The organism is Helicobacter sp. 12S02634-8, from assembly GCF_002272865.1.
Classification (GTDB): Bacteria; Campylobacterota; Campylobacteria; order Campylobacterales; family Helicobacteraceae; genus Helicobacter_J.
On sequence record NZ_MLAP01000005.1, the window covers coordinates 106,734 to 120,680 of the forward strand.

Genomic DNA, 13,947 nt, shown 5'->3' on the forward strand with positions numbered 1-13,947 from the left:
ACCCCGATCCAAAATCAAGACAGCATTTTACCCTATCATAGCAAAACTTACATTTGTAAAGTATTTAATATACACACTAACTCCCCCCGATATGCCCCATATGATGGATATGACCTTAAGCCCCACGCAGTCTTTTGATGGATTGTTTCAAGCAATCAACCAAATACTCAATATCCTCCAAAGAGTGCGTATAATGCAAGCTCACTCGCAACCAACCGGGCTTGGATTTGAGGGCTTGTGAATTCAAATCCTTCATCTCAAGCAAATCATGCCCATAAGGCCCTGCACAACTACAGCCTGCGCGAGTTTGTATCGCATGAGTCTGACTCAAGCTATAAGCAAGGTCATAGGGCGAAACCCCACCAACATTAAAAGACACAATCCCTAGCCGCTCTGCACTCAAATTCCCATAAACTCGGAGTGCAGGGATAGAGGCCAATTCGTGTAAAAGCGTTTGGGTCAAGATATGCTCCCTGCGTCTGATGGCATTTAAAGAATATGCATCGCGCAGCATATATGCAAGCGCACTCCGATACATCTGCAACAGCCCTAAAGTCCCTGCTTCTTCCCTTGTCTGTATATCTTGAATATATTCTTGTGTCTTGCGATTGACATATTTGACCACCCCTCCACCACTAAAGCTTGGGGGCAAACTCGTATCTATCAGGTCCTTTCTAATCCCTAGCAGCCCGCTCCCCCCCACGCCGCCTAAAAGCTTATGGCTAGAAAGAAAGCAAGCATCAAACAAACTCGCATTGATATTCATATAAGCTGAAGAACTCGCCATATCCAAAGCCAAGATCGCACCATATTGCCTACAGAGCGCACTGAGCTTTTCACAAGGTGAGAGCACACCTGTTACATTAGAAGCCACGCTAAAAGACGCATATGCCCCCCTATGGGACTGCAAGCACCTCTCAAACTCTTGGATATCGAGCAATCCCTCTGCGTTTAAAGGGATTCTTTGCACTGCGCACAACCCCTCTCTAAAGCTGATTTCATTGGAGTGGTGCTCATAAGGCCCGACAAAAACTTTAGGCAAGGATTTTAAGGTCTTTGTCTGCAAAAAAAGCTGCTTTGTCTTAGGGGGGATATAGATACCCATGATTTCTTGAAATTTTTTGATTGCTGCTGTCGCTCCAAATCCTGTAGCCAATAGAGCAAAATCCTCCCCCAGCCCCAAGCTCTTTTTGACCACCTCCTTGCTACGTTCATAAACTGCACACATCAAAGAGGCGTGTGTCGAGGCTTCAGAATGTGCGTTTGCATAATAAGGTAGCAGCTTTTTTACCCTTTGTTCAATCAGTATGCTTGCTAGTCCTGAAGCTGTCCAATCAAAATATCTCGTATTTTTTTTCAGAACAATACTCGCCCTCAGCTGCTCTAGCTTGTCTGTATCCTCACGCAAAAGTGGGGCAAAAAACTCCTCCAAAAGTCTGTTTTTATGCAACATCTAAAGACCTCTAAGCCAAATAGGGCCAGTGCAAAGGCGCACCCCCAAGGATATGGAAATGCAAATGGGGGACTTCTTGCCCTCCATCTTTCCCGATATTAGTTATCAAGCGATAGCCACTATCTTTGATACCTAACTCCTCAACCACCTCCAAGATAAAATCACTCATCTCAGCCATCAAATCAGGTGTAACTGCGTTGAAATCTTTGATACATTGCTTGGGGATAGCTAAGACATGGATAGGGGCTTTAGGGGCTATATCGTGGAAAGCTAGGAATTTTGAATTTTCTAAAACTTTTTTGCATGGAAGCTCTCCAGCGACAATTTTTTCAAATATATTCACTCTTTCCTCCTTGGATTTTTTAAAATTATATCGACTTATAAAGTTATTTTGACTAAAATCACACGAGTTGATATGATTTTGAATAAACTTGATTAGGGATATACTTTGAATACACTCATACAAAAACTACACAATGCCAAAAACTCTCAAGAACTCGAATCAATTCGCTTAGAAGCCTTAGGGAAAAAGGGGCTCATCACGCAGAAATTCTCTGAACTCAAAGCCCTAGAGGGCGAGGAAAAAAGACAATTTGCCCAAACTATCAATACCCTCAAACAAGAATTTGAAACCCTCCATAATGCCAAAAAACTAGAGCTACAAACCCAAGAACTCCAAGAAAGTCTCAAGCAAGAAAAAATAGATGTCAGTCTTTTTACTTCCCGCTCCCATCGCAGTTTGGGACACCCCATCAGCTATACCAAAGACAGAATCATCGATTATTTTATGCAATTAGGCTATGAGCTACGCACAGGGCCTTTGATCGAGGATGATTTCCATAATTTTAGTGCACTCAATCTCCCTGAATACCACCCTGCAAGAGATATGCAAGATACTTTTTATTTCAAAGATAATATGCTTTTACGCACGCACACCTCCCCTGTGCAAATCCGCACAATGCAAGAGCAAACCCCACCCATTAAGATGATCTGCCCTGGTCCTACTTTTAGGCGAGATTATGACCTCACGCACACTCCGATGTTCCATCAAGTAGAGGGACTTGTTGTCGATAAGGGCAATCAAGCAAGTTTTGCGAACTTAAAATTCACTCTTGAAGACTTTTTGAAATATATATTTGGTGATGTCAAAGTCAGATTTCGTTCGAGCTTTTTCCCTTTCACTGAACCAAGTGCTGAAGCAGACATTAGTTGCGTATTTTGCGCAGGCAAGGGCTGTAGAGTATGCTCAGATACTGGCTGGCTTGAAGTGCTTGGCTGTGGGGTGGTCGATGAATATGTGTTTGAAGCAGTGGGTTATAAAAATGTGAGTGGATATGCCTTTGGTATGGGGATTGAACGGCTTGCTATGCTCACTTGTGGGGTCGGTGATTTGCGGAGTTTTTTTGAAACAGATTTAAGAGTATTGGAGCAGTTCTAATGATAGTCACTAGCCATTTATTATCCAAATTTATCAACATCGCCCATATCGATACACACAGACTCTGCTCAGAGCTAAGCAATATCGGACTTGAAGTAGAATCTTGCAAGCAAATCAGTCTGCCTAAAAAAGTCGTAGTCGGTAAGATTATCGAGAAAAGACCCCACCCCGATGCTGACAAACTCAGTGTCTGCGAAGTCGATATCGGCCCTCAAACACTCCAAATCGTATGTGGGGCTAAAAATGTCGCTAAAGACCAGTATGTCCCCATCGCACTAGAAGGCGCTATTCTCCCGTATGGCAAAGGTGGAGATCTCACGATCACACAAACCAATCTAAGAGGGGTCGATAGCTTTGGTATGATTTGTTCGAGCACAGAGCTAGGACTTCCTAAAATCAATGATGGGATTATGGTGCTTGATACAAGCATTGGCATACTCGAATTAGGCAAAGAACTCAAAGATTACCCGATATTCAATACCCAAATCATCGAGATTTCTCTGACTCCCAATCGAGGGGATTGTCTGTGTGTGCTAGGGATTGCTAGAGAGATTAGCTGTATTTTTGATGTCAATATCAAAAGCTATAAAGAGATTGATTCAGGGGTCGCACTCGGTGTGGGACGGATATTGCAGGTATTCACAGAGGGCAAAATCCACTCTTCTATGCTCTATAAAGCCATAGAAGTCAAGCAAATACACACGCCCTTAGAAATCCAGCTATCACTAGCTTTTAATGGCACGCTCAAAGAAGACCCTATCCAAAATTTCCTCGAATTCAGCACGCACATGACAGGCGTGATCCTCAATGCCTATGCCCTAGACAATCTCAAGATGGCCTCTAGCTCCAAGGGCACAGAAATTTCACTCACCATCAAAAAGGACAAAAACGGCTTTGAGAGCGTTTTCACAGACAAAAAAATCTCTATCATCGGAGTGGGGAACCAAATCCAGCAAGAATTCAACATATTCCCCAAAACACTCATCATCGAAGCTAGCTATATCGACCCTACCATCATCTCTAAGCTCCTCCACCAACACAACATTCCCACAGACAAAGCCCTGACCTATCGCACCACAAGAGGCAGCAATTCCCAGCTAGATACAGGCATGAACTACTTGTGTAAGCTATTTTCAGACTCCACAAAATGCCTCATCTACTCAGGGAGTCAAGAAATCAAGCAAAACTATGAAGACACCATCATCAACACCACTTTCAATGCCATCTCTGATATCATCGGAAAACCCATCGAAAAAGAAGAAATTGCTAGCATACTCAAACGACTCAATTTCACCATCAAAGCCACTTGCGATGATAACTTTTTCACCATCATACCCCCCTCATACCGCCACGATATCAAGACCAAGCAAGACGCAGCCGAAGAGTTTTTGCGGATATATGGGATTGAAAATATCCCCTCCCTCCCCCATCATTGCGATGAAAAACCCCAATCAAACCCCGAATACATGCAGTATAAAAACCAACGCAATATCGCCCAAAGAGCCTTGAGTATGGGCTTTATAGAAACAATACATTATCTATTCTATCAAAAAGAAAGACTCCAATACCTAGGCTACCCCACGCTCAAAGACACACTCGAGCTCATCAACCCCATCAATTCAGAGCTCAACACCTTACGCACCTCTCTAATCCCCTCAATGCTAGATTCTATCGTGCGTAACAAAAATTTTGGCTACAAAAGCATACAGCTATTTGAAATCGGCAGTGTCTATGACGCCAACAGAGAAGAAAAAACAAAAATTGCCTTTGTCGCAAGCGGTCTCAAAGCCCAAGAATCCTATCCCAACCCCAAGGGCATACGATGGGATTTTTATACCTTTGCCCAAAGTATCTCCGATATTATCGGGGCTTTCAAACTCCAAGCAACCTCTCCAAAACACGCAAACAAAACCTTGCACCCCTATCAAAGTGCTGCCCTCATCATTGAGGGTCAAGAAGTCGGCATTATTAGCAAACTCAACCCCATACTTGAAAAAGAAATGGATATTGATACAAGCTTTTATTGTGAAATAGACCTAGATGCCCTCTCTCAAAAACACACCATCGCTAAAGATTTTTCCAAATACCCTTTGAGTCAAAGAGATCTCACGATTATCATTGATAAAAATATCCCTTTTGAAGCAATCAATCAGCAAATACAAGACAAAAATATCCCCCATCTCAAAGCAATCTATCCACTCGACACCTACCAAGAATCCCCCCAATCTAGCCATATCGCCCTTTCTATCCGCCTTTATATCCAAGCAATGGATAGAACATTAAAAGAAGAAGAACTCGCACACACCACCCAAGAAGTCCTCACAACACTCGCAGAAGCCTTTGACGCCAAACTCAAGGAATAATAATGAGAACAACACATATCGCCCCAATTTCAAGGCTTGAAATGGAGCTAGATGACATCGCTTCTGATAAATCCATCTCACACCGATGTGCGATCTTTGCCCTCTTGTGTAACAAACCCTCATACATCAAAAACTACCTCTTAGGTCAAGACACATTATGCACACTCCATATCGCCCAACAACTGGGATTGCAGGTAGAAAAGGCAAACGATGGAGCGATGAAATTTATCCCACCACATGCCATCAAAGAGCCTGATGATGTGCTTGATTGCGGGAATGCAGGGACAGCTATTCGCCTTTATACTGGGCTATTGAGCGCCCAAGAGGGGTATTTTGTCCTCACAGGAGATCCCTATCTTCGAGTGCGCCCCATGCAACGCGTTATCAAGCCTCTCAAAGACATCGGCGCACAAATCATCGCCAGAGAGGCGGACACACTTGCCCCTTTGAGTATCAAAGGCAAGCAACTCCACGCCTTCAACTATCAAAGCCCCATCGCCTCTGCGCAAGTTAAAAGTGCGATGATTCTAGCTGCGCTCGGTGGAGATGGTCTTTCTAGATATTCAGAACCTGCTTGCAGTCGGGATCACACAGAAAATATGCTCAAAGGCATGGACGCCCCTATTACTTGCACGCCAAAACATATCCAAATCGCCCCCTTAAGTGCCCCACTCACGCCTTTAGACATCAACATACCTGCTGATCCCTCCAGTGCGTTTTTCTTCGCTCTAGCAGCTGCGATTATCCCTCAAAGCAAAGTCTTACTCAAAAATATCTTACTCAACCCCACGCGCATAGAGGCCTTTGAAATCCTCAAAAAAATGGGAACAAAAATAGAATACACCATCACACACCAAGCCTATGAAACCATAGGAGATATTTACATCGAGCAAAAACCACTGCAAGCCATCACAATCACAGAAAATATCGCTTGGCTCATCGATGAACTGCCCGCACTTGCAATTGCAATGGCTATGGCTCAGGGCAAAAGCAGCGTCAAAAACGCCAAAGAACTCCGTGTCAAAGAATCAGACAGAATCCACTCCACGATCTCCAATCTAGCAAAAATGGGGATAGAGTGCCAAGAATATGAAGATGGCTATCAGATCCATGGAGGGGAATTAAAACCTTGTGTGATTGACAGTTTTGGCGATCATCGCATTGCCATGAGCTTTGCAATAGCAGGGCTTGTGTGTGGCGCACAGATCAAAGATTCTGATTGTATTGATGTTTCATTTCCAAATTTTTTAGATATTCTTGAGAGAATTACAACGATTCAAAACCAATAAATATATGCATTTAAGGATAAATCATGAAAATAAAAATGGCTAAAAATTATGGCTTTTGCTTTGGCGTTAAACGTGCTATCCAAATCGCAGAAAAAACAAAAGATAGTATCACATTTGGCCCCCTCATACACAACCCCAAAGAAATCTCACGACTCCAATTTAAGTTTGGCGTCAAGGTCGAAGAAAATACCCAAGCCATCTCCAATGGACAAAATGTCATCATCAGAACACATGGTATCACAAAATCTGACCTCCAAACTCTTAAAGACAAAAATGTCCAAATCACAGACGCAACCTGCCCTTATGTCACCAAACCCCAGCAAATCGTAGAATCCATGAGTAAAGAGGGCTATCAAATCGTTATCTTTGGGGACAAGACCCACCCTGAAGTCAAAGGCGTGATGAGCTATGCGACCACCCCACCCCTAGTAGTCGGCTCGCTCGAAGAAATCCAAGCAGCTAAAATCAAGAAAAAAGTAGCCCTAGTTTCCCAAACAACCAAACAAGCCCAAAACCTCCTCCAAATCGCCTCATATCTCATCACACATTGCTCAGAAACAAGGATTTTCAACACAATCTGCAATGCCACTTTTGACAATCAAGAATCAGCCCGTGAGCTGAGCGAAGAAGTCGATGTGATGGTGATTGTAGGGGGTAAATCCTCTTCAAATACCAAGCAACTCCTCAATATTGCCCTACAAAACTGCCCTGATAGCTACCTAGTCGAAGATGAAAATGATGTGCAACTCCAATGGTTTGAGGGCAAAAACCTCTGTGGTATCACTGCTGGGGCTTCTACACCTGATTGGATTATCGATAAAGTCAAGGAAAAAATTTTATCCATTTGAGTTGATAATCCTTGCATTAATTTTATCCCTTTAAAAGGAAACGCAAGCTAAAATACTAAAAATCAAATTTTAAAGGCAGCAGATGAAAGTGGTTTTAGAAAATCTGGAAGACTTCAATGAAAGCGAGGACTTTGCAACACTTTTGGCAGAAAGTGAGAAATCTTATAATAGTGGTGTCATCAAAGAGGGGGTGATTGTATCCATAAATAGCGAATATGCGATGGTCGATGTGGGAGAGAAAATTGAAGGCAGACTCAGTATCTCTGAAATCAAAAACGCAGAAGATGTGCTTTTGTTCCAAGCAGGCGATAAAATCGAAGTCTATGTATCTCGCGGGCGAGGTGAGCGCCCTAGCGTGTCTTATAAAAAAGCTATCCATAGCAAAAAAATACAAGAAAAAATCAAAGAGCTAGGAGAAGACTATAAAGACAAGGTGATTGAGGGCAAAATCACTAAGAAAAATAAAGGTGGCTATATCGTTGAAGCTGATGGGATTGAATATTTTATGCCTAAATTCAATGCTTCTTTGCGAGAAGATGGAAAAAATATCGATAAAAAAATCAAAGCCTGCATTATCAATATTCGCCCTGAAGACAGCTCGATTATTATTTCTAGGAAACGATTTTTTGAGCTTGATGACAAAAACCAATCTGAGGGCTCTAAAAGGCTTGTCGAATCAGGGCAGATCCATCAAGGCGTGATTAAAAACATCACCACATTTGGTATGTTTGTAGAAATACAAGGCGTTGAGGGGCTTGTGCATTACACTGAAATCAGCCACAAAGGCCCCATCAATCCATCTAAATACTACAAAGAGGGCGATCAAGTCCACGTCAAAGCCATTGCTTATGATGAAGCCAAAAGGCGACTTTCTCTCTCCATCAAAGCCATCGGCGAAGACCCTTGGAAAGAGATCCAAAAAGAGCTCAAAACAGGCTATGCTATCAAAGTAACTGTTAGCAACATTGAGCCTTATGGCGTATTTGTCGATATCGGAAATGATATTGAGGGCTTTTTGCATATCTCTGAAATCTCTTGGGACAAAGACATCAAACACCCTCAAGATTACCTCAGCATTGGGCAAGAAATCGATGTAGAAGTCATTGAAATTGATTCCCAAAATAGGCGTTTGCGCGTTTCTTTGAAAAAACTCCTCGACAAGCCTTTCAATGAATTTGCCAAAAACCACAAAGCAGGCGAGATCATCAAAGGCAAAGTCGCTACCTTAACAGACTTTGGCGCTTTCATCAACTTTGGTGGGGTCGATGGGCTTTTACACAATGAAGATGCCTTCTGGGATAAAAACAAAAAGTGCAAAGATTTACTCAAAGTCGGCGATAGTATCGAAGTCAAAATCATCAAAATTGACAAAGAAAATGAAAGAATCTCTTTGAGTATCAAAGATTTCAGCCCATCTCCTGCTGAAGAATTTGCGCAACAATACAATATCGATGACATTGTCAAGGGCAATGTGATTGATATCAAAGATTTTGGCGTATTCATCAAAGTAGGCAATATGGACGCACTCATCAAGACAGAAGACCTCCCTCCCATCAAAAAAGAAGAGCTCCAGATTGGCGATGAAATCCAAGGCGTTGTGGCCTCTATTGATAAGCTCAACAACAAAGTGCGCGTATCCATCAAAAGACTAGAGCGCCAAAAAGAAAAAGAAGATCTCAAAGCTTTCAATTCTGATAATGACAAAATGACACTAGGTGATCTCATCAAAGACAGAATATAGACTGATTGATAATTATGAAGGCAAAAATACTATTGGGTTTTCTTTTAGTAGTGATTTTTGCCTTGTCTGCTTATATCCTTTTTATCTATTCAAGACATATCCCCAAAAATACTATCAGTATCGAACATATCCGGCCAGAGGTGGCACGCAAAGAAGTGCAGCACGAAACAATGTGGCTACAAACCTTGCAAAAACAATCCCAAAACTACTCCTACCCTGCCACAGAGCTCAAAATCGGACTCAAGTTCAAAGACCCCCACGATAAAACCACGTCCAATCGGCTCATTATCGATCATTTAGATGATTATAAATTCTTTTGTCTGAACGAAGTTTTAAAACAAGAGCATATTGAATTTGCCTATTCTCAGACCAAAAATGCCACACAAATCATTATTTTTCTCCCCGAGGGTGCGAGAAAAAATCAAATCTTAGAAGATCTTAAATATTATGAGATACAATATAAACTCCAATAGTTTAGGGAGAACACTATGCATAAAATAATCGTTTGCGACCATATACACCAAAAAGGTCTTGACCTACTTGCCCAGCAAGATGATATCGAGATGGAAAACCTCGCTCATCTTAGCAAAGATGAGCTACTCACACATCTCAAAAAGGCCGATGTGATCATCACAAGAAGCTCTACTAATGTCGATGGAAAGCTTTTAGCTGCTGTGGGCGATCTCAAAGCTATCATCAGAGCAGGCGTGGGCGTGGATAATATCGATATTGATGGCTGCTCACGCAAAGGGATTGTCGTGATGAATGTCCCTACAGCAAATACTATCGCAGCTGTAGAGCTCACAATGACCCATATCCTCAATGCTGTGAGAAATCTCCCTGGCGCAGATACGCAGCTCCGTTTAGAGAGGAAATGGAAACGCGAGGATTGGTATGGCACAGAACTCAAAGGCAAGAAACTAGGGATCATAGGCTTTGGCAATATCGGCTCAAGGGTCGGAATACGCGCTAAGGCTTTTGAGATGGAAGTGATTGCTTATGACCCTTATATTTTCGCTTCTAAGGCTACTAATCTTGGTATCACCTACACACAAAACCTAGAAGATATTCTAAAATGCGATATCATCACAATCCACACTCCCAAAAACGAAGAAACCAAAAATATCATCGCAGCCAAAGAAATTGCACAAATGAAAGATGGTGTGATTTTAATCAATTGTGCAAGAGGTGGGCTCTATAATGAAAATGACCTCTATGCAGCACTCAAAAGTGGCAAGGTGCGTTGGGCAGGTATCGATGTATTCAGCAAAGAACCTAGCACAGACAGCCAGCTCCTAGAGCTTGAAAACATCTATGTCACCCCACATATCGGTGCAAACACGCTCGAATCCCAAGAACAAATCGCACTCCAAGCCGCGCAAGCTGCCCTAGAGGCTGCTAGGGGAGCGGGTTTCCCTAATGCGCTCAACCTCCCTGTCAAAGAATCCGAACTACCCAAAGGGACAAAAGCCTATCTCGAACTATCCCAGAAATTGGGCTTTTTCTGTGCGCAAGCCAACAAAGGCGTCATCACAGCTTTGAACTTGAGCCTTGAGGGTGAGATCACGCAATATGCTGATTCATTGATGGCGTTTGCATTGGTAGGGGTCTTGAAGTCTTCATTGGGTGAAAAAATCAACTACATCAACGCACAATTCATCGCCAAAGAAAGAGGGATCGAAATCTCTACAAACACAAAAGAAAACTCCACTGCATACAAAAACCTCATCACCATCACACTCATCACCGATAAAGAATCATTGAGTGCTAGTGGGACGGTGTTTGAAGAAAATATTGTCCGTTTCACCAATATCAATGGCTTCAATGTCGATATAGCACCCAAGGGCAAAATGATACTTTTCAAAAATACCGATATCCCCGGTGTGATAGGCAATGTAGGCAATATCTTAGCCAAACACAATATCAATATCGCTGATTTCAGGCTCGGGAGAAACGCCCACAAAGAAGCCCTAGCACTCATCATCATAGACAATCAAATCTCTGAAGCGACCATCAAAGAGCTAGAAAATATCCCTGCTTGTATCAGTATCAGAAATGTCACCATCTAGCTAGCCACCCACTCAGATTAAAGACAAAAGTTATTAGGGACAAAAGGGGCTAAAGGCAAAAGAGAGTGCAAGCAAGCTATGAGGGGGAATTGCACTCGCTTAAGTTAATTTTTGAAAATTTTAAAGTATAATCACAAATTCAATTCTAAAGACAAGGTAATACGATGGCACGAAAATGTTTTATCACAGGCAAAGGTCCGATGGTAGGGAATCATGTAAGTCACGCAAACAACAAAAACAAAAGACGCTCACTCCCTAATCTCAGAAATATCAAAATCAAGCTCGAAGATGGCTCTTCAGTGAGAATCAAAGTAGCAGCTTCCACACTCAGAACGATGAAAAAGAAATCTTAAGGCTAGGATAACAATGCCTTGCTTGCCAAACTAAAAGAAATTATCCATTGGGGGACAAACTCTAAACCCGATGTTGATTTAAACCCCGAGCTATACGAACAACTCAAAGCCTTTAGACTCCCTTTTATCTTGATTCAAGTCTTTATCTTGATTGGGACTTTGGGCTATCTCATCTTAGAAAATTACACACTCATACAGGCTTTTTTTCAAGCTTCCTATACCTTCACAAATACTGGTTTTGGTGCTTTAAATGAAAAGGATTTCGGTCCGATTGCAATCATTTTTACTACATTTCTAACGCTCTCAGGGGCAAGCGTGATCACTTTTAGTGTCGCTTATATCATCAGTATCATCAACAACGGAACTCTAACACGGCTCATCAAGGAGAAAAAAATGGTCAATAAAATAGCCCGATTGCGCAACCATTATGTGATTTGCTACCACAATGAATACACCATTGAACTCAGCAAACAATTCAGAGATGCCCAGATACCCTTTGTTGTCATCGACAACAATCCAGATTTTGAAAAAGAAGCCACCAAGCACAAATATCCCTACTATATCATCGGCGATCCCCATACCAACATCGCTATGCTCAAAACCCACCTCTCTAGCGCTAAAGGCATTGTTACCTTCTCCAAAACGCCATCAGATAATATCGCGCTCATCGTGTCTGTGCGGCTTTTTGAAAAAGAGCTCAATCGCAAGCCCTACTACATCATCTCCAGCGCTGATACAGAAGAAGATGTCGAGAAACTCAAAAAACTAGGCTCTGATACCGTGGTTTCGCCCACAAAGCTAATGGCCCAAAGGATCAGTGCGATGGCGATTCGCCCTGATATGGAGAACCTCTTGGAGCGATTTGTGTATAAAAAAGACACACCCTTAGACCTTGAAGAAGTGATTGTCCCTAAATACAGCTGGCTTGTGCTCCGTAAGCTCAAAGAAGCCCATTTCAGAGAAATCACAAAAATATCCATCATCGGTATCACCCAAAAAGATGGCAAATATATTCCAATGCCCGATGGTGATGCGATCATTGCTAGTGAGGCCAAACTCCTAATGATAGGCACTGCTAAGGGTATCTTAGAAACCAAACGTTTCATCACCAAAAAGCAAAAACCCAAAGAAATGGATTATGTATAATACAAGGAGTGCCAATGAAAACTTTGAAAACTTTTGAAATTTTCCCCATTAAAGGTGGTATCAGTGCGCCCAAGGGCTTTTGGGCTGATGGGATTTCTGCAGGGCTTAAAGGAAAAGATAGCAATGGGCTTGAGCGCCTTGATGTCGCATTTATCTCTATGGAGCCCCCTTGTATCGCCCATACCCTATTCACTGCCAACAAATTCCAAGCTGCTCCTATCAAGCATTTCAAACAATACATTGAGGGCAAAAGCAGCAACTTTGTCCTCATCAATACCAAAAATGCCAACGCACTCACAGGCAAGGAGGGAGTCAAAGATATTTGTGAGCTTCTAAAAACTCTCCAAGCCATGCACCCTTTTATCCAAAACCCCATTATGTGTAGCACAGGAGTCATCGGCACGCCCCTCCCTAAGGAAAAAATCGCCCATAGTTTCTCTAAAATCACTCCAAAACCCCAAGACCAAGATGCGCATACACGCGCTGCACAAGCAATCATGACTACAGATTCCTTCCATAAAGAAATTGCCCTTGCTATCAAGCTCAATGATGGGAGAGTCTTCCATATCGGAGCGATGGCAAAAGGAGCAGGCATGATCGAGCCAAGCCTAGCTACAATGCTTTGCTTCATCACCACAGACGCCCAAGTCCCCCAAGAAAAAGCTAAAGAGCTTTTAAAACAATGCGCGCACAGCACTTTCAATGCTATCAGTGTCGATGGGGACACAAGCACAAATGATACAATCATGCTTTTTGCTAATGGAGAGAGTGGCGTTTATGATGAAAGGGCTTTTGTTGAGGGGCTCAAAATGGTCATGCATAAACTTGCTACAGATATTGTCCGCGATGGAGAGGGGGCGAGCAAGCTTGTGGCCTTTGAAGTCAGGGGGGCAAAAGATGAAGCTGAAGCTATCAAGGCTGCTAAGGCATTGAGTAATTCTCTTTTGGTCAAAACTGCTATTTTTGGAGGCGATCCCAACTGGGGGCGTATCGCCTCTACAATCGGATCTTGTGGCGTGAGCGCTGATGAAGAGAGCTTAAAAATCTCTATTGGTGGTGTGGTGGTGTATGAGGAAGGCAAGATATTATTTGATACACAAACAGAAAAAAAGGCCGCTGCAATGATGCAAAATGATTCATTTGCCATTGAGTGCGATTTGGGGCAAGGTGAGGGGAGATTTCGGACTTATGGCTGCGACTTAGGACATCGCTATGTCACAATCAACGCCGATTATCGGAGCTAAAAT

Annotated in this window: 12 protein-coding genes; 10 read left to right on the plus strand and 2 right to left on the minus strand. The window is 42.6% G+C overall.

The genetic code is table 11. The annotated features are described in order from the left end of the window. Positions 1-115 precede the first annotated feature (115 nt). Together BKH46_RS04540 and BKH46_RS04545 are read right to left on the minus strand one after the other, a co-directional pair. Complete coding sequence (locus BKH46_RS04540) at positions 116-1,453, minus strand: aminotransferase class V-fold PLP-dependent enzyme (protein WP_095225651.1); 1,338 nt, start codon at positions 1,451-1,453, stop codon at positions 116-118. A 10-nt stretch (positions 1,454-1,463) separates the two neighbouring features. Then, positions 1,464-1,796 (minus strand): histidine triad nucleotide-binding protein, encoded by a 333-nt coding sequence (locus tag BKH46_RS04545; protein ID WP_095225652.1) that lies wholly within the window; start codon positions 1,794-1,796, stop codon positions 1,464-1,466. 105 nt (positions 1,797-1,901) lie between these two features. Here BKH46_RS04545 and pheS point away from each other — a divergent pair, with 105 nt between their 5' ends. The 10 genes from pheS (at position 1,902) to argJ (ending at position 13,944) form a co-directional block, all read left to right on the plus strand. Next, positions 1,902-2,891 carry a phenylalanine--tRNA ligase subunit alpha gene (gene pheS / locus BKH46_RS04550; protein ID WP_095225653.1) on the plus strand — a complete coding sequence of 330 codons (990 nt, stop codon included), beginning with the start codon at positions 1,902-1,904 and terminating at the stop codon, positions 2,889-2,891. After that, complete coding sequence (pheT, locus tag BKH46_RS04555) at positions 2,891-5,254, plus strand: phenylalanine--tRNA ligase subunit beta (RefSeq protein ID WP_095225654.1); 2,364 nt, start codon at positions 2,891-2,893, stop codon at positions 5,252-5,254. Before pheS ends, pheT begins: the two co-directional genes overlap by 1 nt. Positions 5,255-5,256: 2 nt before the next feature. After that, on the plus strand, positions 5,257-6,543 hold the full coding sequence (aroA, locus tag BKH46_RS04560; RefSeq protein ID WP_095225655.1) for a 3-phosphoshikimate 1-carboxyvinyltransferase: 1,287 nt from the start codon (positions 5,257-5,259) through the stop codon (positions 6,541-6,543). Between the two features lie 23 nt (positions 6,544-6,566). Then, positions 6,567-7,391 carry a 4-hydroxy-3-methylbut-2-enyl diphosphate reductase gene (locus BKH46_RS04565; protein ID WP_095225656.1) on the plus strand — a complete coding sequence of 275 codons (825 nt, stop codon included), beginning with the start codon at positions 6,567-6,569 and terminating at the stop codon, positions 7,389-7,391. Positions 7,392-7,473: 82 nt separating this feature from the next. Next, a complete protein-coding gene (locus BKH46_RS04570) occupies positions 7,474-9,132 on the plus strand; it encodes a 30S ribosomal protein S1 (RefSeq protein ID WP_095225657.1) in 1,659 nt (552 codons plus the stop codon). Positions 9,133-9,146: 14 nt separating this feature from the next. Next, positions 9,147-9,605 carry a hypothetical protein gene (locus tag BKH46_RS04575; RefSeq protein WP_095225658.1) on the plus strand — a complete coding sequence of 153 codons (459 nt, stop codon included), beginning with the start codon at positions 9,147-9,149 and terminating at the stop codon, positions 9,603-9,605. A 15-nt stretch (positions 9,606-9,620) separates the two neighbouring features. Next, complete coding sequence (serA, locus tag BKH46_RS04580) at positions 9,621-11,201, plus strand: phosphoglycerate dehydrogenase (RefSeq protein WP_095225659.1); 1,581 nt, start codon at positions 9,621-9,623, stop codon at positions 11,199-11,201. Between the two features lie 164 nt (positions 11,202-11,365). Next, positions 11,366-11,554: a 50S ribosomal protein L28 gene (rpmB, locus tag BKH46_RS04585; RefSeq protein ID WP_095225660.1), complete on the plus strand. Its 189-nt coding sequence runs from the start codon at positions 11,366-11,368 to the stop codon at positions 11,552-11,554. A gap of 18 nt (positions 11,555-11,572) precedes the next feature. Continuing rightward, positions 11,573-12,700 (plus strand): NAD-binding protein, encoded by a 1,128-nt coding sequence (locus BKH46_RS04590; RefSeq protein WP_095225661.1) that lies wholly within the window; start codon positions 11,573-11,575, stop codon positions 12,698-12,700. Between the two features lie 14 nt (positions 12,701-12,714). After that, the gene (gene argJ, locus BKH46_RS04595; protein WP_095225662.1) at positions 12,715-13,944 is read left to right on the plus strand and encodes a bifunctional glutamate N-acetyltransferase/amino-acid acetyltransferase ArgJ; all 1,230 of its coding nucleotides are present in this window, start codon (positions 12,715-12,717) and stop codon (positions 13,942-13,944) included. Positions 13,945-13,947 lie beyond the last annotated feature (3 nt).